Raw genomic sequence first — 24,614 nt, 5'->3', positions numbered from 1 at the left:
CTGAAAGCGCCGCCGGAGGCTTCCCAAAAAAGCGCGTAGCGCATCAAAACCATTCATGTTATCAAATTCACATGGCAACCGAAGCTCCGTATATAATCAACGGCCTGATGGGCCAGCAGTTCATGCTCCCGGACCTTTTGAACGAGATCCCCATCGGCATTGCCGTGCTGGACATCGAGGGCAGGGTAAAACTGGTCAACCGTGCATGGCAGACCATCACCGGGGCCGACCCTGAAGCCATGCAGGGCTTAAAATGCTACCTCGGCCTGCGCTGCGATTATTGCTTCAAGGGCTGCCCGGTCATGGCCGATAAAGCGGACTTCCAGACAATATCCATTGATGCGGATATCATTGACCGCACACGGACCAAGGTTCCCATCCGGCTCAATATTTCCCCCATAGTGAACAACTACAATGTGATTTCAGGATACGTGGAAACCATTCAGGATATCCGGCAGGTTGCGGAGCTGAGCAACTCGGCCAGCAAGGCCTATTCACTGGGTGGACTGATCGGCACCAGCCCGGAAATGGTTAAAATTTTCAGCATGGTCCCTTCCATTGCAGGTACTGATTCGTCGGTTCTGATCACCGGGGAAACCGGAACAGGTAAAGACGTACTGGCCGAAGCCATCCACAATGCCTCGGACCGTGCGGGCGCACCTTTTATCAAGGTGAACTGCGGCGCGCTGCCCGAAACTTTACTAGAATCAGAACTCTTCGGACATGTGAAAGGTGCTTTTACCGGAGCAAACGAAGACCGCCCCGGACGCATCAAACTAGCCCATAACGGTTCATTCTTTCTTACTGAAATAGGAGATTTGCCTCTCCCCTTGCAGGTCAAACTGCTTTCATTTCTGGATGATAAAGTAATCCATCCGCTGGGTAGTTCACGAGGCTTTAATGCCGATGTAAGGGTCATCGTTGCCACCCACCGGGACCTTAAAAGGATGGTTCAGGAAAAGACCTTCCGCGCCGATCTGCTATTTAGATTGAATGTGGTTCACCTGCATCTGCCGCCCCTTCGTGAACGCGGAGATGACATCCTGCTGCTCAAAAACCATTTCCTCATGGCTTACTGCGACAAATTCAACAAAAAGATCAAAGGTTTTTCTAAAAAATCAGCTAAAATTTTATCCGCTTACCGCTACCCCGGCAACGTGCGTGAACTGAGCAACATAGTAGAATACGCGGTAAACTTCTGCGACCGCGACCTCATCGGCTCCAGCCACCTGCCCGCATACCTGACCGAACAGGATATCCTGCGCCCGGTAACGGAATCCGCTCACGCCACTCAGGAAAGGGCTGTCCCACTTGAATATTCTTCAGCTCAAAGCTGGGACGACGCGGAAAAACAGATGATCATGGACACCTTGCTTAAATGCGGCGGACGCAAAGGAGAAGCAGCGGTAAGACTTGGCTGGTCCCGCTCCACCCTCTGGCGTAAGATGAAAAAACACTCCATCAGCGGATAAATTATGTCGCACAAGATCATGATCCCCCTTCTCAACGATGAAGTTGCCCCCCGTTTCGACCTTGCCACGGATGTGCTGCTGGCAAAGATAAAATCCAACGGCGAAATAAGCGAACGCATCATTGTTCTGCCACAATCATCTGCTGATGACCTCTGCGCACTGGCAACCTCCGACCATACCGATGCTGTGGTCTGCGGCGGCATTGATGACGAGCACTACCAATACCTCAAATGGAAGGGCATTGAAGTTCTCGACGATGTCATCGGCCCGGTCCAAAAAGCCATACAAGCCTACAAAGACGGAAAACTATCCTGCGGTGATAATCTTTACACGCTTTAACCTCTTTTCTTAACCCCCTGTATACCCTCAATCATTTTAACCCTCACTCTGTTTTTGTTTTATTTTGTTTCATATTGTTTCTTGAGAAACTTTTCACAATGATTCACTTTGTTTCAACAAAAAGAAACAAAATTTCTTCCGCCAAGCTTAAAAGTCTGGTATAAAAGGAATTATTCTATATGGCATACTGGGTGCTTTGTTGAGGCGGGTGCTGCAAAGGCCGAATTCCCGGCCAGTAGCAAGACAACGTTTTAAAGCATGAAAATAATGATTGTTGAAAAGGACTCTGAATTCCGTGAACACCTTGTTCTGCGCCTCAAGAGTGAAGGCTTGCAGGTCGCGGACTCAGGCAATCTGGACGAGGCTGAAAAATTCATCCGCGAGAATGAACTGGACGGCATTGTTCTTGGCCTTTCCGGATTCGGGCGAAATTCCTTGAAATTCATGGAGGATATTTCACCAATCGTTCCTGATTTGAAAGTTGTTTTAATCAATCGGCACAATAAGATTCCGCTTTCAATAGAAGCTATGAATCTGGGGGCATGTGCTGAAATTTCAGTTCCGGTGGATATTGCCGCGCTGGTCAAGACCCTGCGCAGATTCTGCGCACCGGACAGCTAAAAGGCAAACATCCGTTCGGACAACCTACATAGGGGGAATTTGTGAAAAATTTCAAAGCAAAAGATCTGATGATTCCTGTTGAAGAATACAACAGGGTCAAAGAAGACACTACTCTGTTTGAAGCATTGCAATGTCTAGCTCAACAAGGTGATGAACTGAACCTTCCTCATCCCCACCGCGACCTGCTGGTGGAAAATGCTGACGGTAAGGTCGTGGGTAAAATCACCATGCTCGACATCTTCAAACACATGGAACCGTCCTACTTCAAAATGGACGACCAACGTCATCCCGGTGCCTTGAGCATGGATTTCGTTCAAAAGGTCTACCGCGATTTCAATCTCTGGTCCGAACCTCTTTCCAGCCTCTGCCGCAAAAATGCCGGAGCAAAGGCCGAAGAGATCATGCACACACCAAAACAAGCTGAAATCCTGGACGAGGACGACACCCTCGACAAGGCTTTGCATGCTTTTGTGCTCGGAGTGCACCAGCCGTTGCTGGTCCAGAAGGATGGAATTATTACCGGGGTGGTCCGCCTCGGCGATGCATTTGACAAAGTCAGAACCGCAGTCCTCGCCTGCGAGATTGAAACAGCCTAATTGCAAGGAGCTAAAGTAATGAGTGCTGAAGTTGCAAACAAGCCCGGATTTGATTTCAAGAGGCTGTTCTTCATGCTGCTGGGTGTATCCCTGTTCGCTTTTGTTTACTATTGCCCGGCATGGCCGGATGCAATCGACCCCGGCGGGCAGCATTTTGTATTGACCAAAGAAGCCAAGGGAGCCATCGGCGTCTTCCTGCTGGCAGGCACATGGTGGGTATTTGAAGTTGTACCCATCGGCGTAACCTCTCTGGCCATCGGCGTATTGCAGGCCATGTTCTTTATCCGCCCGGCCAAGGTGGCTTTCAAGGATTTCATGGACCCCTCCGTCCTGTTTATCTTTGCATCCATCATGATCGGTCTAGTATTCACCAAGACAGGACTGACTAAACGTCTGGCCTACAAGATGCTCATGGTCGTCGGCGAAAGAACCAGCCGCATCTATCTGGGCGTATTCGTTGTAACTGCCTTGTTGACCCATATTATGGCTCACACCGCTGTTGCGGCGACTGTGTACCCGCTGCTGCTGGCTATCTACTCCCTCTACGGCGAAGGGGACAAACCCACCAAGTTCGGTAAGGGATTGTTCATAGGTATGGCTTATGTAGCCGGTGCCGGTTCTATCGTCACCCTGCTCGGTGCAGCACGAGGCGCGGTTGCCCTTGGTTTTTACAACGAGATTCTGGGCAAGGACGTTACTTTCTTCGAGCTGACCTACTACATGGCACCCATCGGCTGGGCCATGGTCTTCATCCTCTGGGGATTCTTCATGGTTTTCCTGAAGCCTGAAAAGGACGTTATCCCCGGCCTGCGCGAAAAAGCCAGAGAGCTCAATTCCCAGATGGGACCGCTCTCACGCGATGAAAAAATGGCAGCGATTCTCGTCGGCGGCGTTATCCTGATCATGAGCCTGAGATCCTTCATCCCCGAACTGAAGGCCATCGACAAGACCTCCATTATTCTGGTCTCGTCCATCTCATTCTTTGTATTCAAGATTCTGGACATCAATGACCTTGAAGATATCCCCTGGAACATCATCCTCCTCTTTGCGGGTGCCATGTCCATCGGTTTCTGCCTCTGGGATACCGGCGCAGCCAAGTGGATGGCGGTGAACTGGTTGGTTCTCTTCCAGGAGTCAAGCGGATTTATCTTCATCATGTCCATCGCCTTCTTCGTAATGATGATGACCAACTTCATCATGAACGTGGCGGCAATCGCAATATCGCTCCCGGTGGCACTTGTTATCGCGCCTTACCTCGGCGTGGCCCCGGAAGTTATTCTCTTCGCAGCACTGGTTGTTGCGGGTATGCCCTTCCTCCTCCTGGTCGGTGCAGCTCCCAACGCAATCGCTTACGACTCCAAACAGTTCACCACCGGGGAATTCTTCATGTACGGTATCCCCGCAAGTATCATACTGATGATCGTAACCGGTATCTTCGTAAAGTTTGTATGGCCCATCATGGGCATGCCGGTGACCTTGCCGGGCTAGCCGTATAGGGTTATAAGGGACTATTAAACATAGGGCAGGACGGTTCCGGCAAGGCGTGCCGGAACCGTCCGACTCGTACAAACCCTGCTGCCGGTTTCCGCCTACGACTTCCGGTACTCAACCAAAAAGCGAGAAGGATTTTTATGAAACAGCTTAATAAGCTTATTGACCATATCGTCAACCGCGTGAACATCAACCTGCGCGAGCCCCTTGTGGATGTCGGGCCTTATATCAAGGGCCTTATCCCCGAAGACAGCTTCGCGCTCTACTACGCGTTTTACTCCCTGACCAACAACCACCCGCTCATGTTCAACTTTCGTCATTCAAGCATCGGGGGAACCTACTTCCTCGGTAAATGTAAGGTGAACCACTCCATCCTTTACAAGAGTGATATCCGTGGAGATGAGCTTAAGAGAAGCGGCAGCGAGATAGAACTCAACGGGCAGAAAATCAAGCTTCGCGACGACGAGGTCATTAAGATCCGCGACAGCTTCCTGATGAAAACACTCGTGCACAACAACTCCCACGACCCCGAAAACCTTGAGTGTTTCAAAATTTCAAACACCGTGTCTTTGCATTACGCAAACATTCACGGAACTTCCGTGGAAGGCTGTTTCCTTGAGCCTTTCTCCTCAGTTGACCTCTCCATCATGCATGACTGCGCTGTCGGAGCATACTCCTACGTTCAGGCCGGGGAACTTTCCCACAAACGCATCAAAGCGGGCCGGGTCTGGGTTAAAGCGGACGGCGCATTTGAGTTCAACTACCAGTACCCTGAAGAAATCCTTGAAAAATACATCCGCATGGAAGACAGCAGACCGAAAGGAATCCTCATGGACTTCTTTGATGAGCGCAAAGAAGACTTCGTGCCCATCTACTCTTCGGTCAAACCTGAACTTTCCATTGACGTTCCCGAAGGCGCATCAGTAAGCCCCTACGCAGTACTCAAAGGCGAATGTAAAGTGGATAAAAATGTTCTCGTGGCCCAAAGGTCATACATTGAGAACTCCACACTCGGCCCCGGCGCTAACGCACAGGAAAACTGCTACATCATCAATTCCGTCTACGAAGGCGAAGTTGTTACCCCGCACGGCGGTAAAGTGATTTACACCCATATGGGTAAACGTTCCTTCGTGGGCTTCAACTCTTTCCTCAACGGTAAAGAAGATAGTAAAATCGAAGTAGGCGCAGGCACCATATTGATGCCGCATACTATTATCGATGCAGAAGAACCCATTAAAATACCTGACAACTATCTCGTTTGGGGCTATATCAGCAAGCAAGAAGATCTCGAAATGCACTCGATTCCTCTCTCTGACTTTGCTGCACTCAAAGGTCAGTTCCGTCTCGGAAACATGACTTTTGAAGGTATCGGAGCTAAATTTGTTGATGGATTCAGGCACCGTATCGAACATATTCTCGAAGCTAACGGTGCATTCTGGGACGGTTCCGAAGAAACCGCGGGCCATTCCCAGCAAACTCAGGACATCTCCTTCAATATCCTTCAGCCTTATCCTGAAGGAGAGTTGCAGGGACTCTATCCGGAACTGACAATCGACCCGCTGGTCCCCAGCGATCTGTAATGTTGCGTCCTCGAAATATTTTTTATTTCGAACAATTACATCAAATCCATATTTATGGATTTGATGTATGCCACATTAGAAACCACAGATCGCTTGGTTCCACACAAAAGGCAAAAGGAGTAACCCGTGCCCAAAACAATGTCACAGGCACTGCAGAAGAACCTTTTAGGTAATTCTCCTGACTGGTACAAACTGACCATTATCGGTTTTCTCGTACTCAACCCGATTCTCATGGCCGTAGCCGGCCCATTCATTACCGGCTGGGTTTTGATCGGACAGTTTATTTTCACTCTGGCCATGGCACTCAAGTGCTACCCCCTGCCCGCAGGCGGGCTGCTCGCGGTTGAAGCAATCGCAATTGGGCTGGCCTCACCCGAAACTGTCTATAACGAGACGGTACTGAACTTCCCGGTAATTCTACTGTTAATGTTCATGGTTGCAGGTATCCATTTTATGAAAGACATGCTGCAGTATGCCTTCACTAAAATCATTACTCGCATCAAATCAAAGATCATCATCTCGCTGCTTTTCTCATTCTCAGGAGCAATCCTTTCAGCCTTCCTCGACGCACTGACCGTTACCGCAGTAATTATTGCTGTTGCATACGGTTTCTACGGAATATACCACCGCTTTGCCTCTACAGGAAAATGCTCTCTGTCTGATGACACCCTGCTTAAAGGAGAATGCGTCAGCCACCTTAGTGAATTCCGCGGATTCCTGAGAAACCTCATGATGCACGGTGCAGTGGGTACCGCTCTCGGTGGCGTATGTACCATCGTCGGTGAACCCCAGAACCTGCTCATCGGTAAAACCATGGGCTGGGAATTCATTGAATTCTTCATCAGGGTTGCCCCGGTATCCATGCCTGTACTGGTTGTAGGTCTTTTGACCTGCATCATGCTGGAAGTGACCGGTATCTTCGGATACGGCTACGAGCTGCCCCAGAACGTGCGTGAAATCCTCGAAGAAGAAGACCGCAAAAATGATGAAGAAATGAGCCTCAAGAAAAAAGCGGCCCTGTTCACTCAGGCCTGTGCAGCTCTCTTCCTTGTTCTCGCTCTGGCATTCCACATTGCGGAAGTAGGCCTTATCGGTCTGACAGTAATCGTTCTCCTGACCGCTCTTAACGGCATTACCGAAGAACACAGAATCGGCCACGCGTTTGAAGAGGCCCTGCCCTTTACCGCGCTGCTGGTTGTCTTCTTCGCAATTGTAGGTGTTATCCACGAACAGCATCTCTTCGCACCGATCATTCACTACGTGCTCGGACTTGAAGGTAAAGTTCAGCTGGCTGCCTACTACCTTGCCAACGGTATCCTTTCCATGATTTCAGATAACGTGTTTGTTGCGACAGTATACGTTTCAGAAACCCTGAAAGCATTCCAGAACGGCGTTATCGGCCGTGAACAGTTCGACCTGCTCGCAGTTGCAATCAACACCGGAACAAACATTCCCAGTGTTGCAACTCCTAACGGTCAGGCTGCATTCCTGTTCCTGCTGACCTCCGCCATTGCTCCGCTTATCAGGCTCTCATACGGCCAGATGGTTAAGATGGCCTTCCCCTACACTATCACCATGTCCATCACCGGCCTCGCCGCGACCTGGTACTTCCTGTAGGATCAGCTACATAGCTTAAATGCAAAAGCCCCCGCTGTGGTTACACAGCGGGGGCTTTATTTTGATGCGCTATCGCACTTTAAATTAATCGCATTTCGCCTCCGGCGGCCAAAGGAGCTAAGCCCCTTTGAAATCCCTATCAGGCTTCGCCGCTTTGTTTCTCTTGGCTTACTCTGGATTTTCTTTTCAGCAATTGCAGATTAGGCATGATAATGCCCAGCAGGATAAGTGCCATCCCGGCAATCTGGACCGGGGCGATATGTTCCCCCAGTATAAATGCAGCCAGCAGAACTGTCGTAACAGGTTCAATGGTGGAAAAGATTGCGGCATTGGCGCTTCCGATGGCATCTACCGCCCTATAAAGAAGACTTATCGCCAAAGCTGTCGGGAGAATCCCCAGTCCCACGGCAATCAGCCAGCCCTGAGCATCCAATGAAAAAATCTTTAACGGCGAAGACAGCAGGCTGAAAACAATCGCCATACACAAAATAACATAAGGCACGATGACTTTCGCCTCATCATCTTTTGTAAAAATCTGGATCACGGTCAAGTAAATGGAAAAACAGAACATACAGCCGAGGGCATAGAAAATCCCCTGCATATCAAGCTGTCGCGCAAAAGCATTGTAAAAAACCAGTCCGCTTCCGGCAATAATCAATCCCAAAGCCGCAAAAACAGCCCGGCCCGGCCTGAGTTTAAAAAAAACAATCGCAATGAGCGTGGTCATGAGCGGATAGAAATAATAAATAAGAGAAGTCGTTGAAGCCGGAATATGTTTCAAGGCCATGATGAAAAGCCATGACTGGAGCGGATAAATCAATATCCCGAGAACCGCTGCTTTTACGAGCACTCTGGGCCGGACCTTAAGCAGCTTAGGGCTGGTTATTCCCAGCCAGACAAAAAGAGCCACCGCGCCGATAGTAAATCGGTATTGTATCAATTCCAGAGGTTCCAGGCCCGTGGCCAGCCCGAGCTTAAAAAAAATCGCAAGTGTTCCCAGACCGATTGCCGATAATACTGAATAAATCAATCCCTTGCCCATCACTTCTCTCCTGAAAGTTTTATAACGGACAGAGACTATACGTGCGCCCCTGAAAAAACAACGCATTAGCAGAATACGGGATAAAAAAGGCTGTCCGCGAACGGACAGCCCTTAACAATTAATTGTAACTATGAACTATGCTATCCCTGCATACGGGCAATGATCCCATCAAGCTCCTTAGCCAGTTCGGACATACGGCTAACCGCTTCGGCTGATTCATTCATGGCCTGCGCCGTTTCACTGGCAATGGTGTTGATCTGTCCGGTGGAACGGCTGATCTCCTCACTCGCCGCAGACTGCTCTTCCGAAGCAGTGGCAATGGAACGAACCTGATCTGCGGTCTCGGAAACCTTCTCCACGATTTCTTTGAGGATATCGCCGGACTGGTTGACCAACTCGGTCACCTCACCGATAGCCTTGGTAGATTTCTCGGTATTGGTAATGTTGGTCTTGGCGCTATCCTGAATACGGCTGATGTATTCACCGACCTCGCTGGTAGCGTTCATGGTGGATTCAGCCAGCTTGCGAACTTCATCGGCAACCACGGCGAACCCGCGTCCGGCATCCCCGGCTCGGGCGGCCTCAATGGCGGCATTAAGCGCCAGCAGGTTGGTCTGATCCGCAATATCGCTGATCACGCCCATGATGTTGCCGATGCCGTCGGCCTGCTTACCGAGATCAGCCATATCTTTCTGCATCTGATCGGACTGAACACGAATCTGGGTAATGGTCTCAACTGCCTGTTCCACTTTCTGCTCCCCTTCCCCGGCTTTCTGCTGGGACGCATCAGCAAGTTCAGCAGCAGTGGAGGCATTGCGGGCAACTTCGAACACAGTAGAATTCATCTCATCCATGGCAGTGGCAGCTTCGCTGGCCATTACCGATTGTTCTTCAGCACCTCGGCTGGACTGCTCCACCTGTGCGGACAGGGCCTCGGAAAACCCGGAAACCTGATTGGAAACCTCGGTGGCACTGGCAGCAGCCTCGGAGATCATAATATTGTTTTCTTCGATCTTGCGCTGCTGCTCGCGGATTTCGGTCATATCAATCCAGATAGTCACCGAGCCAAGCATATTCTTATCCATATCATAGAAAGGAGTGGTGGAAATCATGATACTTTTCAGGTTTCCCTTCACAGTGGTATATTCGACTTCCTGCTGAATCTGATGCTCTTCTTCAATTGCCTGCTGAGACAAAGTCTTGCGGCCTCTTTCATTGTAGAAAAATTCTCCGGGATCCATTCCAATTGCCTGTTCAGGACCGGTACTGGTTTCAATAAGCTCACAAATCTGGGAGTTTGCCCAAAGGATGTCATCGTTAGGGCCGACAATTGAGCAAGGCAGGACCAGCCCCTTCAGCACGCCTTCGGAAAAGCCGAGCTTGTTTTTCAGCTCCGCGACCATGAAGTCGATATTCTCGGAAAGGTCCTTAAGTTCGCAGACATATTTTCCATTAAGCTCAGCCTTGAAATTACCATGGGCAATCTCGCTGGTAAAGTCGCGGATAGTAGCCATAGGCCCGGTGACCTGTTTGCGGATGGTAAACACAATTACGCCAACAAGCAGGAGAACCATCAGGGTTCCCATGACAATAAGTATATTTCGCTCTTCAATTGCAGCACGGGTCAGGTCCGAAACATAGGCGGACATACAAACCACCCAGCCGGTGGAAGGTACAACCTGAAAGGACTGAATCTTGGCTCTTCCTTCCCACTCATATTCGGTCTTACCCTTGGGGGCAGCAAGACTGTCTTTTACAAACTGATGACTGGAAATATCTTTTAAAATGAGATCCTGATTTACCTTATGAGCAATGATGCGCCCTTTATTATCCAGCATGTAGGCATATCCATCTTCACCGATGGAAATATCGCCGATCATCTCCATAGAATATTTCTGCCAGTCAACAGAATAAAAGAACCCGCCAAGAAGCTGGCCTTGTTCATTACGGACAGGCACAGCCATGACCACGATAAAACGATCATCCAGCACAGACTTTAGAACCTCGGAAACCGCAAAATTACTACCGTTCAAAATTTTCTGCACATATTTGCGGGAACGAAGATCAGCACCGGCAGCTGACTGCCCGTTTGATTTAAGCCCGAACACAATATTTCCATCCAGACCGAAAGCAGCCAATGTAGCAAGTTTGCTATTGTTCCCCATCTTCTGCCGGAGATGCTTTATTATTCTTGCCCTGGCAGCCTCATCAGTGAATGCATTTTGGAGATCCGCACTGCTGGCATAATCAGCAAGATCACTTTTGGACAGTTCCAAAAACTGACCAACCTCATTTACAATTTTATTGTTCAGCACTCCCATATTCTGCTCCTGAATACTCAGAACCGCAGAATTGGTCATTGAACTCACAACAACGACAAAAGCAATAACCGAGATAGAGACTATCGCGGTTATCAAAATTGAAAGACCGGTATTAATGCTTTTGAAATTCATTCCAAACCCCTTATTATTGACAATTAAACATGCGCCATTCATATTTATTAAGGGAGACTACAGAGAGCTTATCTAAATTATATTATTTTTCGCTATATGGCATAAATTTATAATTGCCTGTCATTAAAGCTTATTTTTAAACTTGTCTCAAAAAAAAAGCCCCCGCACTGAATCAACAGTGCGAGGGCCTACTTTTAAAGGTATCTTTATTTTGACTTATTGTAATCTTCCAACAGTCCGGTCATTTTATTAAGCAGTTCGCCTCGCTCTTGAGCTACTTTTTTCCACTTCTTCTTCTCGCTCTTCAAGGCTTCTACTGTGTGCAGCAAATCCTGAATGGTATTTGCAGGATAGCCGTGCTTGGCATAACTTCCCTTGCGAAGCTCCTCATCATTTCTCTGGCGCAGAGCGCGTAACTGGCTGGCTGATAATATCATACTCATATGCTGTTAATGGTTCCGGTCAGTACACAAATTACATCCTGAAAACAGCTAACGCAAGCAATTACAAAATAATATAAATGCTGCCTAACAAAAAGTCCGGAGAAATGAATCCCCGGACTTTATATTTCAGTCTATGTTGCTGAACAAAACTAGCCGCAAGTGCATGAATTGTAGCTGTACTCAGTTCTTTCGCGGTACTCTTCCTGCTTACCCTTGTTCCAGCGGTTTACCGGACGGTAGTAACCCACAATGCGGGTATATACCTCGGCATCCTTACCGCATTCAGGGCATTCAAAATGCTCACCGTAAAGATAGCCGTGATCTTCGCAGACCGAAAAGGTCGGAGTTACCGAGATGTAAGGAATCTTGGTATTAGTCATGGCTTTAATGATGAAGTTCTTGAGCGCGGTGGTATCGGGAATAGCCTCACCGAGGAAGGAATGGAATACTGTTCCGCCATTGTACAGGGTCTGCAAATCGTTCTGGTGTTCAAGGGCGTAGACAACGTCCTCGGTAGAACCAACCGGCAACAAGGTGGAGTTGGTGTAGTACGGGGTACCTTCACCGGAAGTGTAAATATCGGCATAAAGATTCTTATCGATCTTAGCCAGACGGTAGCAGGTACCTTCACCCGGAGTAGCTTCAAGGTTGAAGAGGTTTCCGGTTTCTTCCTGAAATTCCACGGTCAGGTCGCGCAGGTGATGCAGAACCCTCTGCATGAGACGTGAACCGGAAGGGGTATCAATACCTTTGCCCAGCAGGTTATGGCAGGCTTCGTTACCGCCGATGAGTCCGATGGTGGAGAAGTGGCCTTTGAAGCCGTTCTTCAAGTAGCGCTGGGAGAAGGGGAACATGCCGCTCTCAAAGTTGGCGGAAACCAGCTTGCGCTTGTACTCAAGGGAGTCCTTGGCCTGAGTCGCGTACTCGGTGATCAGGTCGAGGAAATCTTCCTCACCCTGTGCGAGGTAAGCCAGTTTGGGCAGGTTCAAGGTAACAACACCGATGGAACCGGTCAGGTCCCCGGCACCGAACAAACCACCGGTTTTCTTGCGGATCTCACGCAGGTCCATCTGCAAACGGCAGCACATGGAACGCACGTCCTCGGGATTGAGGTCGGAGTTGATAAAGTTCTGGAAATAAGGCGCGCCGTATTTGGCGGTCATCTGCAAGAGCAGCTCGCCCACTTCACTTTCCCACGGAAAATCCGGGGTAACGTTATATGTAGGAATGGGGAAAGAAAAGATGCGGCCATCGGAGTCACCTTCAAGCATGACTTCAACAAAGGCGCGGTTGATCATCTCCATTTCTTCTTGGTACTCACCGTAAGTGGTGTCCTGAAATTCTCCGCCGATGATAACGGGTTCGGTAGCAATATGCTTAGGCGGAACCATATCAAAGGTGAAGTTGGTGAACGGACTCTGTCCGCCCCAACGGGAGGTGGTGTTCAGGTTGAAGATCAATTTCTGCACAATCTGCTTCACACGGTCATAATCCAGACCGTCGTGACGGATGAAGGGAGCGAGGTAGGTATCAACGTTGTTGAAAGCCTGCGCACCGGCCCATTCGTTCTGAAGAGTGCCGAGGAAGTTGACCATCTGTCCGGTTACGGAATCAAAATGACGTGCCGGACCGGAAGAACAACGGCCCTTGAGACCGAAACCGTCCAGCAGCAGATCACGCAGGGACCAACCGGCGCAGTATCCGGCAAGGCCGAAGGAAAGGTCATGAATATGGAAATAGCCGTGCTCGTGGGCCAGCCTGATTTCTTCGGGATATTTTTCAAGGCAGTAACGGGCCTGAACAGCTCCGGACATGTGCAGCATCAGTCCCTGAAAGGAATGGCCCATGTTGGAATTTTCATTTACACGCCAGTCGGAACGGTCAAGGTAACTTTCAATGGTTCCGGCGATATCGAGGTAAGTTTCATCCTGGCGGCGCAGTTCGCGACGTTTTTCGCGGTAAATTATATAACGTTCGGCAACAGAGTAAAGACGGTTCTCCATGAGAACCAGCTGAACCATATCCTGAACCATTTCCTGTTCGGGCACATCGACTTCAGCGAGCTTATGCTCAACTTTACGTCCGAGACGCTTACTCAGCAGAGGATCTTTGATTCCGCTGGCTTTGAGAGCTTTAAAAATTGCTTCTGAGATACGCTCAGTGGACCATGATTCGAGACAACCGTCACGTTTGAGAATTTGTTTGGGCATTTAATTACCTGATTAAAAATTTGTCCGCACACATCACCGTCCACGCCGAAAAAAGAACGCAGAAAAGGAAGCAACCTCCCCAGATTGCAAGCCCACGGCTCAGCCGTGTCTTATGGTGGTGTGCATTAGGTGCAGGGGCCCGGAAGGCTCATCCCGCAGGACTTTTGAAACCGGAAGAATGTCAGAAACAAACTTTCGGTCGGTTTGATTCGACCTGCCATAAAGGACAGGCAATGCTTCAGGTCGGAGTGCTGGCTCGGGATACGCACAAAAATGCTTCCCTGACAGCGGCAGAACCGCCCCGGATTCAAACCGGGTTCCCGACTGGTCCGTTTTTGATGCTCAGAAAGCAGAAACGGATTCCTGAAGTGCTGACGACTGAAAGCAGTCTAACAGACTAGAAAATACGGTCAAGACTCTCTAGACTTTTTCTTATACAACACCCTGTCAGCCCTTGGGGTGCTTGGCATAACTCGTGTTGAACAGCAGTTTTCCACAATTGTTCGTTTGGTGTTCAAAACATCTTAAGGCCCTGATTTAGAGACAAAATCCTTTAGCCGTTTTCGAATAATTTCAGCCGGACGAATTAGTCCGGCTGAAATTATTTTTAACCTGAAAACAAAAACACTTTTTATCTGAGATAAAGATCAAGAAGCTCGGGACTCTTCGCGCAATCCGTCAATCAATGAACGCAACTCCATAGCTAGAATAGAAAGATCCTTTGCTGAATCGTTGGATTTTTCCATGGATTTGGTGGTCAATTCTGCCATCTGGTTAATATTCCTGGATGAAGAATTAATCTGGTCCGATGACACGGACTGTTCTTCCGCAGCAGCAGAAATATTCCGGACCTGTCCGGTAACCCCATTCACGAGGCTGACAATCTCCTCAAGAGCATCCCCGGCCTGTTCCGCCAACCGGGTACTGTCCAGCACAGACGTCGCAGCCTCTTCCATGCTCTGCACATTGGCGTGGGAACTTTCCTGAATAGCCTCAACCACGAGGCCCACATCCTTGGTGGCGTCCATGGTCTTTTCTGCCAATTTTCGTACTTCATCGGCTACCACTGCAAAGCCGCGCCCGGCATCCCCGGCACGGGCAGCCTCAATAGCCGCATTAAGGGCCAGCAAATTTGTCTGATCCGCAATATCACTGACCACAGACATGATCCGGCCAATATCTTCAACCCTGACATTCATCTGGTTAAGACTATCCTTCAACCGGTCACTCTGCTCCTTGACACTGAAAATGGAATTAATCGCTTCCCCGGTCATTTCCGCACCCCTATTGGCGGTACTCATGGCTTCCCCCGCGCCCACAACGGCATCAGAGCAACTGCGGGCCACGTCCTGAATGGAACAGGTCATCTGATCAAGAGCGGTAGTGGATTCGGAAAGATTAGACTGCTGCTCCCGTGCCCTTCTGCTGGAATCCGCAACATGATTGCTGATTTCATCTGAAGCAACAGACAGCCCGTTGACAATCTGCTCCAGATTGCGGACCACTTCAAGCACGCCCTGTCTGCGAGCGTTTTCAGCTTCCTTCTGGGCCTCGCTCAACCCGGCAAGAGCCTCACGTGCTGAACTGGCCTCGCGTTCAGCAACAGCAGTAGCCTCTTCAACTTTTCTCTTATCTTTTTCAATCACGTGCATCAGTCCGTTATACGCCCCGGCAAGATCCCCAAGCTCACCATTCCCATTCTGCTCAATACGATGAGTAAGGTCACCTTCTCCGGCAGCAAGATTACGACTTGTCGCAGAAATTTCACCAATAATACGACGTAACGGTTTAATAATCATCATCCGGCTAAGCAGGATAAGCAACAGCCCGATCAAAACCACAACCCCACCCAGAACAGTAACAACGTAGACGGCCCGCTGCTGAAGCAGATTATAGCTTTCAACCTGTTCTGTACGGATGGAATGCTCCAGCCCCACAAGCTTTTCACGAGCCTCTTCCATGGACTGCATGGATTTTTTCATGGCAAGGCTGGTAGTATAGTAAGCCTTGAAAACATCCAGATACTCCCCGGTCAGTGATACTATCTTTTTAAAAAGCTTAGCCTCCCGTCCTTTGGGGAATAAAGGTTTGAACTGCGGGTATGAAGCACCCATGCTGGAATCAGGGTCAATGCCCATCAATTTTTCAATATCAATGATCAATCCTGATCCGCTGGAAGCATCCTTATAAAGAATGAAGTCTTTAGCCATCTCCTGAAAACCGAGTGGTTTGTTGAGTAGAATCGCTGCGGTCTGCCGTTTGGCAGTAAGCTCATTAAGACCTGCCATGGAGACAGCCAGAGCACGGACAAGTTCACCATTATTCTGCCCCGCCTGCGGAGTAAGAGCCTGCTCTTGAAGGACAGCAATCTTCTTAGCCTGTTTTCTCGCAGTACGGGCAATGCTTTTCTGGAGAGACAGGGCCTGACCGAGGATTTCCACCGAGATCTCGCGCAGTCTTTTGACATACCCGACCCCATCATTGAACTGACCCTGAAATGTTTTAAAACCACTATCAAAATTATTAAACGAACTTTTCAACCCGGCAAGAGAAGCAACCATCTGCCCATCCACACCCGAACCTGCCAATGCATCCACTCTTTCATTCATGCCTCTAGTCATCTTTGCGTAAGCTTTTAGAACCTCAGGCTCTTCCCCCTGATTTTCCATGGACAGCTCCTCACGATGGGTCAACCAATCAAGTGCTTCCGACTGAGCTTCCACCCCGATGCTGATAATTTCATCAAGGCTGTTTCGGGACTCCATTTTCTCAGTCAACTCCCGCAAGGTAAAAATTGAAACGCCGCCCAGACACAACGCGCAAAACAGGAAAACCAGCATACCTGCTACAATTTTATGCGATAATTTAAATGTATACTTCATTCCCAACCTCTCCTTTATATAAAAACGACTCTCATTTTCATTTAACAAATATAATTGACATCAACCAAAAGCACTCAGCAGACATAGTGAAAATGAGAATGCTTTTCAACTAAAATCGAATGGAAAATCAAATAATCTAGTTTATTTTAAGAAAAAACCCCACAATTATTAAAATTGCGGGGTAAATATTATAGTGAACAAAAGTTTTCCACAGATGTTCTTAAAATGTTCGTAACTTGATTTGAGCTAAAACGCCCCATTCATCTTCTTAATAAAAGAAAGAAGCATATCCCGCTCATCGTCAGAAAATTCTGCGGTGATCTCTTCAATGAGTCGCAGATGGAGACGGTCATGCTCCTTAAACATCTCATTTCCGGTCTCGGTAAGGCCTACGATTATTGAGCGGCGGTCGGTCTGGTGCGGTTTGCGGCAGACGAAAGCCTTATCCTCAAGGCGATCCACCAATACGGTCAGGGTTCCGGTGGTGATACCCATGCACTGAGCCAACTCTTTCATGCGCATATCTTTATGAATGCCCAACACTTCAAGAGTGTGCATCTGCGGCAGGGTCAAACCTTTTTCACGGACCACGTCATGTTCCCATGAGGAAAGCTTTTCATAGAATTCGATCACCGCATGGTTGAGCTTATCCAGCACAAGGACCTCCACTTTATAAATTTGTATAACTGTAAATTGCAAAACCTATAGTCATCACCCCGGCGGTACGCATGACCAGCGGCTCCACCCAATCCTGCTCAAGGGCTCGCACTAACGATGCTGCCCTGTAAATGGCATAAATCACCGACGCAAGGGCTACTCCGGTCCCGAAGGCATAGCTGGCGAAAACCGCAGTACCCTTAAACACACTTCCAGAATCAAGGGCGTATTTATACATGATCGCCACTGTGGGGCAAGGCACAATCATGTTCACAAACCCGATGGAGAACAGCCCCCAGAAAGTCACGCTGCGTAGAGTGGATTTCCCGTGACTGCATGAACACCCACGACTGTGCTCATGGCTATGCTCATGGCTATGCTCATGGTCGTGATGGTGGTCGTGGTCGTGAGAATGTTCATGATTGTGCAATAACTCAGGCTTCATAATCAGGATGCCACCCAGAAGTACCAGAATACCCATGGTAATGATATCCACCACGTAAGTAAGCGAATCCGGGATGGTCAAGGAAATAGACCCGAGTGTCAGCCCGATTATCAGACAGGCCAGAGTCGTTCCCAGAATAAACGCGCTGGTCAGTGAAAAAACCCGCTTGCCATCCTTCTCTCCATAAACAAACGGGGCCAGCACCAGCCACGAATGGCCGCAGGGATTGATCCCGTGGATAAGCCCCAGAAACAGACTGGACTGTATGGCCACCAGAAAGATTGAATCAAAATTCATTTTGAACTCCATATTATTTGACTTTCAAATTAATTGATTTTCAAAACTTCTAATGTAAATTTAATTTGACTGTCAAACTATATGTGAAACAAAATAAAAACAGTAAAAAAAGCCCGACGAAATCAATCGCCGGGCCTTTGAACAAACTATATTATGGGAAAATGCTGCAACTAAATTCCGCAAATGACAAACATTCTATCTAGCAATTTCCGCGAAAGAGCCACGAAGCAGCGTGGCTAAATCCTGCGGACTCAATTCAATATCCAATCCGCGCTTCCCGCCGCTGACATAAATAGTCTCAAAATTATCTGCGGAAGCATCAATAACTGTAGGCAGCAGTTTTTTCTGACCCAGCGGGCTGACCCCGCCGACCACGTATCCGGTGGTACGTTCTACCAGCTTTACGTCAGCCATGGCTATCTTCTTAACCTTAACCGCCTTGGCAAGCTGTTTGAGGTCCAGCATCTTCATTACCGGAACCACGGCAACGAAGAGATCCCGCCCGCTCCCGGCTACCAGAGTTTTAAAAACACGCTCCGGGTCAACGCCCAGTTTCTCTGCCGCCTCCTTACCGTATGCCTCGGCAGAAGGATCATGTTCATATTCATGGACCTTGAATTTAATCTTCTTTTTCTTGGCTATATTGATTGCAGGTGTCATGGGAGGCTTTTTACACAAGAGTGGGGAGACTTGGCAACTCTGCTCAGTTAAGCATTTTATTAACGAATCCCTGCGGACTTATCTCATCCAATTGTAAGCCGTAATAATAACCAAGCTGCACAATCTGCGGCGCAAGCAAGCCGCATTGCTCAAGAAGGCCACTATTTTCAAAAAGATCCCCGATCAATCCGTCAAACTGCTTAATTCCATTTTGTAAACAGACCGCCCGTGAACAATTTTCAGCCACAAAATCCATATCATGACTAATCAGAACTACGGTTCTACCTGCTGAGCGAAGCTTTTCCAGCTCACTTTCCAGCATATTAATTTCTCGTGGATCAAGCCCGGCGGTAGGCTCATCAAGAACAATAATTCCGGTATCCATTGCCAAAGTTGAAGCAATAGCCAGCCGCTTTCGTTCGCTCAGCCCGAGATCGTAAGGATTGCGTTTCTTAAATTCCAAAAGCCCAAAAACGGACAAATAATATTTAGCCAACTCGCTGATACGACCATGTTCATATCCGAGATTATCAGGACCGAAAGCAACTTCATCCCAAACCGAGGATTTGCATATCTGATCATCAGGATTTTGAAATAACATGGAAACCATGCCGGCCAGCTCTGATATTTTTTTATCGGTACTAAGAACGCCGTTAACTTTCACCCAACCGCGCAAAGGACACAAAAGACCGTTAAAATGCTTAACAAGTGTACTTTTTCCCGACCCGTTATGACCGAGCAAAGCCACTATCTCACCCTCAGCAAACTCAAAAGAAATTCCCTTTAGGACTTCTTCCCCGGCCTCATAACTGAAAAACAAATTATCAACCTTAATTCCCATGAAATCCCCCCGCAGGGAAAATCAGACCTTCCAGCACACCGTCAAAAGTTGTCGCCAATTCCTGCTCCTCGCGCCAGCATCCGGCAACCTTTGCAAGCTCAGCAACCTTGCTGAACCGGGTCACATCAAGCCCGATATCTTTAAGCAGAGGGGAAGCAAGAACTTCGTTTGGCAAACCGTCCAAAACAATTTCACCTTCATGCAAGGCAATTACCCGGTCTGCACAAAGCGCTATATTCTCCAGACGTTGCTCTGCAAGCACAACTGTTTTACCGCTCTGCCGCAAGCGAAACAAAATTTCAAAGACCTGCTTTGCCGCCAGAGGATCAAGAAATGTGGTCGGCTCATCAAGTACAATGATCCGGGTATCACAAGCCAGAGCGGCGGCTAAAGTCACTTTCTGCAACTGCCCGCCTGAAAGATGATGCGGGGAACGATCCGCAAAAGACAACATACCGGTCAATGCAAGGGCCTTATCCACATGTTGCCGGATATTTTCCCGTGGCAAGCCCATATTTTCAAGACTGAAGGCCACTTCCTCAGCCACAGTAAAGCGGATGCCGGACAACTGCTGTTTTGGATTTTGCATGACAAACGCCACTGATCCGGCAAGCTCTGAAGCCGGAATTTCAGCCGTATCTTTACCGCAAATCCGAACACGCCCCTCGTGCAGACCGTGATAGAGTTGAGGGACCGCCCCGGTCAGTACGTTGCAGAGAGTTGATTTGCCGCTATTATTGGCCCCGATCACAGCTACAAATTCCCCTCCGGCAATTCGCAGGTTAAGTTTGTTCAGGACCAGCTGGGAAGACGCGCCATAACGGTATGAAAATTTCTCAATTTCAATAAGAGACATATTGGTAAGGTACTATTTTATAGATAAAAAGCAGGAGGCAGACCAAGAGCATCAGCTTACGGACTGCGCGCTGTGTTGCGCTGTCCGGTACAACCCGCAAGGAAGTTTTGGTACGGGCAGAATTGAATCCACGTAATTCCAGAGCAATAGCCCGCTGCTCAATTTCTGCAAAAGCTCCAAGTATCAAAGGGGAAATGAGTGGAGCCATGGAACGAATCCTTTTTATGACCCCGCCGTCCGAGCCAAGTCCCCTGGCCCGTTGCGCATCCTGAATGGTTTTAGCTCTTTCCCGCATGGCCGGAAGAAGCAGCAGAGGGCTACCCAAAATATAGGCAAAAGAAGCAGAAAGTCCGGCCTGAGTCAAAGACGTAATGAGGTCAGCCGGATGGGTTGTAAAAACAAAAATCAGCGAAATGCACAAAACAGCTGCCAATTGCAGAAGCACCCTTCCCGCAAACACCAGCCCTTCCAAATACAGCCCCACCCCGTGATAACTGGTCAGAAGAGTATGATTGTCCGGGTTCAAAAAGCCATGAATAGGAATCATAAACAGGGCAAGGGGCAACAGGGTTCGCCATGAAAACTTCCAGACCTGCAAAAGAATACCGGAGATTGCTGCCAGAAGAAGATTAACCCCCAACAGGATTGCGGCAGGCAGATATCCTCCGGGCGCACAATAAACCGTCACCCCCGTCAGCAGGACATAAGTAAGCTTACTGAGGGGGTGAACGGAATGGAGACACGATTCTCCCTTGATAAACAAGGAAAGGTCAGCTCTTTGCAATGAAATATCCCGCTATTTTAAGCACGCTTAAGCACGGACCAAACGGGGAAAACGGGCAGAAGCCTTCTCCGGGAGTCCCTTGATAATAGCCCAGACCAGCACCGCAGTGGCAACCTTATCAATAACATTGGCTGTAAACACAGTAACCACCACCGAACCGAACAGATCCTTACCGAGCGCAAGCAGATAAGCCATGGCAAAATCAGCACCGCTTCCGGTGATACCACCGAACATGTACAGCCTGATGGGCACTGCGACCACGGAGTTAAAAACTGTGATTATCAAACCGGCAAGAATGGCGGTCCACCAGTTCTTGAACATCCCGAACTTTGCGCACAATCCGGCAACAATACCGATAACCATGGCTACGGGAGCAAAGGCTGCGGCCACAGGAGAAGAGATTACGCCCCAGATAAGATTTGTGAGCAACCCGGCAATACCACCGGCCCACGGTCCGGCAAGAACACCGACCAACACGGTACCGATGGAATCCAGAAAAATTGGCAGTTTAAGCAGGGAAACAAGTTGCCCCACCGCAATGTTAAGAACAATGGCAACTGAAATCAGCACCCATGTAAATGTATTGAAATCCTTTTTAAACTTTTCTGTTACACCCATCCCACTCACTCCTCGTCGCTGGTTAGATATTTAATTTCAAGCTCCGGATAACCTGTCTGCGGGTCAAACGTTCTGAGAAAAGAATGCCGGGGCAAAACAGCCAACACAATTTCAGCGGTTGTGTAGACTTTGCTTCCGGGGAGCAGATGCGCACCTGTGGTCTTTCCTTCTTGGTCCGAAATGGCGATATGAAAATGGGAACCATGGCAGGAAAGAACTCCGGTCAGGGAAACTATCTCAAAATGACCGTTAAGCTCAGTTGGCTCTTCCTGATTGGCAAAACGGAGCACTGCCAGAGTGAGACTGCCCACGCAGGTCAGCACGCAGGCTGCTTCAATTTCCCGTTCCTGCGCAATTCGCTCCAGTTCAAGCAGGATATCCTGCCCCGGTTTGAACCTGACGGCTAATGGTTCCATGCAATCACCCCATTCCTGTTTAAGATTGACCTTTCCTTTAAAGGAGTTACAAATACATCAATATTTATAATACATCCAATCGGTATTCGAGATAGATCATCCCCACTCGCATTTATGAAAGCTATAAATCCCTCCGCACACAAGAAGTCCCCGACAGCAATGCTGACGGGGACATTTATATCAGTACGACAGAAAGCAGATCCTGTCTGGAATATATATTAACTATTCAGAAACAGTCTGAGGCTGTCCTTTAGGTTCGCGGCTTTTAAAGAAAACCGGAATATCGTCCCTGCCGAGAATGCTTCTACGCAGGGTTGCTTCAGGAAGTTTAGCCCATTCACCTCTGCTGGAGAAGTAAAAGAACACGCCCATGACGACCCAGGTAACCATGCACCAGCGGGATGCTTCACTAATGTAGGCCGGCGAACCGGGAACAAGCAGAAGCACAATGGACATAACAGAAGCAAGAATACCCATGATGCAGCAGAATTGCTTCACCAGACGGTCGGAGACGCCCTCAGAACCGAGCAGAACACGGCGGGCAGCAAGGCAGGAGAAAAGGTAACCGATACCGGTACCCACGGAACTCATGTCCACGATCCAAACCACAACGGAACGTCCGGCAAAGGGAGTAAGCAGGACGATAGCCATGGTGAACAGAAGGGCTTTGTGAGGTGTGCGGTACTTGGGATGAATATCACCGAACCATGCAGGCAGGATGCGACCGCGAGCCATACTCAGCAGCAGACGTGAAGTAGCAATGTAGAAACCGTTAATACCGGTGCAGACCGCGCCCATGACTGCGCAGGCCAGAACAACCGCACCAAGCTTACCGAAAGCCATGGCTGCGACTTCACCGGTTGCCCATGCAGTACCGCCGGTTGCGCGCATGGCGTCCATTTTAGCCAGCATTTCAGGATAAGGAATGGCAATACCGACAGCCAGAGTGACCAGAGAGTAAAGAACCACACCGCAAAGGATGGCGATGATCATAATGTTACGCGCCCGAGCGGGATCAAAGGTAAATTCCTCTGCCGCCTGCGGAACAGTATCAAAACCGACAAAGAGAAAGGGGGAAATGGCAAAAATAATCAGTACGCAGGAAAGTTCAGAACGGTGCTCAGCGAAAAGCGGAAGCAGGTTGCCCAGTTCAGCTGTTTCAAGCGACGCAGATCCCGTAAACAGGGAAACAATACCGACAGTCAGCAGGAAAGCCAGTGCAACCTGCAACTTACCCGCAAAGCTGTTCCCACGATAGTTCATCCAGCCGAAAAGCAGGGTTGCGGTAGTCATCAGGATGACCTCACCAGTGTATACCTGCCAGCCGGCAATGGAATACAAAGGACCGAATTCAAAGACTCCCGGAAATAGGAAACGGAAAATTAGTGCCAGCGCGGCAACGTCGATGCCGATGATGGCTATGTACCCGAGCACGAGTGCCCACCCGCAGACAAAAGCCGCAGTCGGTCCAAAGCCGACATAAGCATATGCAAACGCGCCGCCAGCAACAGGGGCGTACTTGATCATGTAACTGTAGCAGACTGCTACAAAACAAATAAGGAATGCGCCTACACCGAAGCCGATAAGGGTGCCCATGACCCCGGCTTGCGGCAGAAACATATCACCGGGGAGAACAAAACATCCCCAACCTACGATTGAACCGAGCGCCAGAGCCCACACCTGTGCGGGCGACATTGATTTTTCTAATTCCAGTTGTTCTTGTGCCATCAGATTATCTCTTTGTTTTTTATGAGTTCACGACAGACGTCCCCTGAACCTCAAGGTGTCCAACCCCGGCAGCTGTTCCTCCTCGGACATTGTCCGGCAACTGCCTTCTGCCGTGTGCCGATCTGCGAACTAGTGCCCCGCCCATCAAACAAATAAAGATTCATTTTATGGACGACGAACTTGACCGGACACATTTCGCCATGATTCCCGCTTAAGCGGCATGGCCTCCTCTTCTTTGCAAAGAGCGAACGATTATCTATACACTTTCAATCTACCTGATTCAGCAGCCCTACCAAAAGCTGCTTCACCATTTTAGCAAACAGAGTGCCAATTCGTGAAATTCTTCACCATCACCTTAATGCCTAGAAATAACTAACTAAAAATTTTAAACCATCACCAGTGCCAATAAGCGTACTTTAAAATTTTATTATTTTTCGAAAGTTTTCTTTCTTTTGCTAAAATTTACTTTCTTCCATACTCCCTACCCCCCGAGGCTACCGACTACTCACTCACAAGGACTCCAGTATAGACTTACACAATCAATTCAGGAACATAACTAAAAACGT

At 48.8% G+C, this 24,614-nt stretch carries 21 protein-coding genes and 1 riboswitch; of the genes, 7 read left to right on the top strand and 14 right to left on the bottom strand.

The window, feature by feature from the left end; all coding sequences use genetic code 11:
* The first annotated feature begins 71 nt into the window (after positions 1–71).
* From FMS18_RS06380 to nhaB, 7 genes are all read left to right on the top strand, one after another.
* Entirely contained in the window at positions 72–1,472 is a 1,401-nt protein-coding gene (locus tag FMS18_RS06380) for a sigma-54-dependent Fis family transcriptional regulator (protein ID WP_239060960.1), read from the top strand.
* A gap of 3 nt (positions 1,473–1,475) precedes the next feature.
* Positions 1,476–1,811 (top strand): dinitrogenase iron-molybdenum cofactor biosynthesis protein, encoded by a 336-nt coding sequence (locus FMS18_RS06375; RefSeq protein WP_163292912.1) that lies wholly within the window; start codon positions 1,476–1,478, stop codon positions 1,809–1,811.
* Positions 1,812–2,078: 267 nt separating this feature from the next.
* Complete coding sequence (locus FMS18_RS06370) at positions 2,079–2,432, top strand: response regulator (protein ID WP_239060959.1); 354 nt, start codon at positions 2,079–2,081, stop codon at positions 2,430–2,432.
* 41 nt (positions 2,433–2,473) lie between these two features.
* Positions 2,474–3,028 carry a CBS domain-containing protein gene (locus FMS18_RS06365; protein WP_163292910.1) on the top strand — a complete coding sequence of 185 codons (555 nt, stop codon included), beginning with the start codon at positions 2,474–2,476 and terminating at the stop codon, positions 3,026–3,028.
* An 18-nt stretch (positions 3,029–3,046) separates the two neighbouring features.
* Positions 3,047–4,516: an SLC13 family permease gene (locus FMS18_RS06360; RefSeq protein ID WP_163292909.1), complete on the top strand. Its 1,470-nt coding sequence runs from the start codon at positions 3,047–3,049 to the stop codon at positions 4,514–4,516.
* Positions 4,517–4,659: 143 nt separating this feature from the next.
* A complete protein-coding gene (locus tag FMS18_RS06355) occupies positions 4,660–6,099 on the top strand; it encodes a transferase (protein WP_163292908.1) in 1,440 nt (479 codons plus the stop codon).
* Positions 6,100–6,225: 126 nt separating this feature from the next.
* The gene (gene nhaB / locus FMS18_RS06350) at positions 6,226–7,716 is read left to right on the top strand and encodes a sodium/proton antiporter NhaB (RefSeq protein ID WP_163292907.1); all 1,491 of its coding nucleotides are present in this window, start codon (positions 6,226–6,228) and stop codon (positions 7,714–7,716) included.
* Between the two features lie 139 nt (positions 7,717–7,855).
* On the opposite strand, the gene FMS18_RS06345 is transcribed toward nhaB, so the two are convergent.
* The 14 genes from FMS18_RS06345 to FMS18_RS06280 form a co-directional block, all read right to left on the bottom strand.
* Positions 7,856–8,758: a DMT family transporter gene (locus tag FMS18_RS06345; protein ID WP_163292906.1), complete on the bottom strand. Its 903-nt coding sequence runs from the start codon at positions 8,756–8,758 to the stop codon at positions 7,856–7,858.
* A gap of 140 nt (positions 8,759–8,898) precedes the next feature.
* Positions 8,899–11,211 (bottom strand): methyl-accepting chemotaxis protein, encoded by a 2,313-nt coding sequence (locus FMS18_RS06340; RefSeq protein WP_163292905.1) that lies wholly within the window; start codon positions 11,209–11,211, stop codon positions 8,899–8,901.
* Between the two features lie 206 nt (positions 11,212–11,417).
* Positions 11,418–11,648 carry a hypothetical protein gene (locus tag FMS18_RS06335; protein WP_163293058.1) on the bottom strand — a complete coding sequence of 77 codons (231 nt, stop codon included), beginning with the start codon at positions 11,646–11,648 and terminating at the stop codon, positions 11,418–11,420.
* A 155-nt stretch (positions 11,649–11,803) separates the two neighbouring features.
* Complete coding sequence (locus FMS18_RS06330) at positions 11,804–13,864, bottom strand: ribonucleoside triphosphate reductase (RefSeq protein WP_163292904.1); 2,061 nt, start codon at positions 13,862–13,864, stop codon at positions 11,804–11,806.
* Between the two features lie 223 nt (positions 13,865–14,087).
* A riboswitch (cobalamin riboswitch) is annotated at positions 14,088–14,246 on the bottom strand.
* Positions 14,247–14,511: 265 nt separating this feature from the next.
* A complete protein-coding gene (locus FMS18_RS06325) occupies positions 14,512–16,746 on the bottom strand; it encodes a methyl-accepting chemotaxis protein (RefSeq protein WP_163292903.1) in 2,235 nt (744 codons plus the stop codon).
* A gap of 246 nt (positions 16,747–16,992) precedes the next feature.
* Positions 16,993–17,403 (bottom strand): MarR family transcriptional regulator, encoded by a 411-nt coding sequence (locus tag FMS18_RS06320; RefSeq protein WP_163292902.1) that lies wholly within the window; start codon positions 17,401–17,403, stop codon positions 16,993–16,995.
* 13 nt (positions 17,404–17,416) lie between these two features.
* A complete protein-coding gene (locus FMS18_RS06315) occupies positions 17,417–18,145 on the bottom strand; it encodes a sulfite exporter TauE/SafE family protein (RefSeq protein WP_163292901.1) in 729 nt (242 codons plus the stop codon).
* A gap of 195 nt (positions 18,146–18,340) precedes the next feature.
* Positions 18,341–18,805, bottom strand: coding sequence for a Cys-tRNA(Pro) deacylase (ybaK, locus tag FMS18_RS06310; RefSeq protein ID WP_163292900.1), 465 nt, complete (start codon positions 18,803–18,805; stop codon positions 18,341–18,343).
* 43 nt (positions 18,806–18,848) lie between these two features.
* Positions 18,849–19,646: an energy-coupling factor ABC transporter ATP-binding protein gene (locus FMS18_RS06305; RefSeq protein ID WP_163292899.1), complete on the bottom strand. Its 798-nt coding sequence runs from the start codon at positions 19,644–19,646 to the stop codon at positions 18,849–18,851.
* Positions 19,636–20,502 carry an energy-coupling factor ABC transporter ATP-binding protein gene (locus FMS18_RS06300; RefSeq protein ID WP_163292898.1) on the bottom strand — a complete coding sequence of 289 codons (867 nt, stop codon included), beginning with the start codon at positions 20,500–20,502 and terminating at the stop codon, positions 19,636–19,638. Before FMS18_RS06300 ends, FMS18_RS06305 begins: the two co-directional genes overlap by 11 nt.
* Positions 20,489–21,286 carry an energy-coupling factor transporter transmembrane protein EcfT gene (locus FMS18_RS06295; RefSeq protein WP_163292897.1) on the bottom strand — a complete coding sequence of 266 codons (798 nt, stop codon included), beginning with the start codon at positions 21,284–21,286 and terminating at the stop codon, positions 20,489–20,491. The genes FMS18_RS06300 and FMS18_RS06295 overlap by 14 nt, the downstream gene beginning before the upstream one ends.
* Positions 21,287–21,313: 27 nt before the next feature.
* Positions 21,314–21,904: an ECF transporter S component gene (locus FMS18_RS06290; RefSeq protein ID WP_163292896.1), complete on the bottom strand. Its 591-nt coding sequence runs from the start codon at positions 21,902–21,904 to the stop codon at positions 21,314–21,316.
* Between the two features lie 5 nt (positions 21,905–21,909).
* Positions 21,910–22,320, bottom strand: a complete 411-nt coding sequence (locus FMS18_RS06285; protein WP_163292895.1) for a PPC domain-containing DNA-binding protein — start codon at positions 22,318–22,320, stop codon at positions 21,910–21,912.
* 222 nt (positions 22,321–22,542) lie between these two features.
* Positions 22,543–24,048, bottom strand: coding sequence for an APC family permease (locus FMS18_RS06280; protein ID WP_163292894.1), 1,506 nt, complete (start codon positions 24,046–24,048; stop codon positions 22,543–22,545).
* Between the last annotated feature and the right edge of the window lie 566 nt (positions 24,049–24,614).

Source organism: Desulfovibrio sp. JC022, assembly GCF_010470665.1.
Taxonomy (GTDB): Bacteria; Desulfobacterota; Desulfovibrionia; order Desulfovibrionales; family Desulfovibrionaceae; genus Maridesulfovibrio.
This window is presented reverse-complemented; position numbering and strand designations above follow the sequence as displayed.

Coding starts and splice junctions, on each gene's coding strand:
- FMS18_RS06345 (WP_163292906.1), bottom strand. CDS start 8,758: ATGGGCAAGGGATTGATTTATTCAGTATTATCGGCAATCGGTCTGGGA.
- FMS18_RS06315 (WP_163292901.1), bottom strand. CDS start 18,145: ATGAATTTTGATTCAATCTTTCTGGTGGCCATACAGTCCAGTCTGTTT.
- FMS18_RS06335 (WP_163293058.1), bottom strand. CDS start 11,648: ATGATATTATCAGCCAGCCAGTTACGCGCTCTGCGCCAGAGAAATGAT.
- FMS18_RS06355 (WP_163292908.1), top strand. CDS start 4,660: ATGAAACAGCTTAATAAGCTTATTGACCATATCGTCAACCGCGTGAAC.
- FMS18_RS06290 (WP_163292896.1), bottom strand. CDS start 21,904: ATGGGTGTAACAGAAAAGTTTAAAAAGGATTTCAATACATTTACATGG.
- FMS18_RS06360 (WP_163292909.1), top strand. CDS start 3,047: ATGAGTGCTGAAGTTGCAAACAAGCCCGGATTTGATTTCAAGAGGCTG.
- FMS18_RS06375 (WP_163292912.1), top strand. CDS start 1,476: ATGTCGCACAAGATCATGATCCCCCTTCTCAACGATGAAGTTGCCCCC.
- FMS18_RS06325 (WP_163292903.1), bottom strand. CDS start 16,746: ATGAAGTATACATTTAAATTATCGCATAAAATTGTAGCAGGTATGCTG.
- FMS18_RS06370 (WP_239060959.1), top strand. CDS start 2,079: ATGATTGTTGAAAAGGACTCTGAATTCCGTGAACACCTTGTTCTGCGC.
- ybaK (WP_163292900.1), bottom strand. CDS start 18,805: ATGACACCTGCAATCAATATAGCCAAGAAAAAGAAGATTAAATTCAAG.
- FMS18_RS06305 (WP_163292899.1), bottom strand. CDS start 19,646: ATGGGAATTAAGGTTGATAATTTGTTTTTCAGTTATGAGGCCGGGGAA.
- FMS18_RS06340 (WP_163292905.1), bottom strand. CDS start 11,211: ATGAATTTCAAAAGCATTAATACCGGTCTTTCAATTTTGATAACCGCG.
- FMS18_RS06285 (WP_163292895.1), bottom strand. CDS start 22,320: ATGGAACCATTAGCCGTCAGGTTCAAACCGGGGCAGGATATCCTGCTT.
- FMS18_RS06280 (WP_163292894.1), bottom strand. CDS start 24,048: ATGGCACAAGAACAACTGGAATTAGAAAAATCAATGTCGCCCGCACAG.
- FMS18_RS06300 (WP_163292898.1), bottom strand. CDS start 20,502: ATGTCTCTTATTGAAATTGAGAAATTTTCATACCGTTATGGCGCGTCT.
- FMS18_RS06380 (WP_239060960.1), top strand. CDS start 72: ATGGCAACCGAAGCTCCGTATATAATCAACGGCCTGATGGGCCAGCAG.
- FMS18_RS06330 (WP_163292904.1), bottom strand. CDS start 13,864: ATGCCCAAACAAATTCTCAAACGTGACGGTTGTCTCGAATCATGGTCC.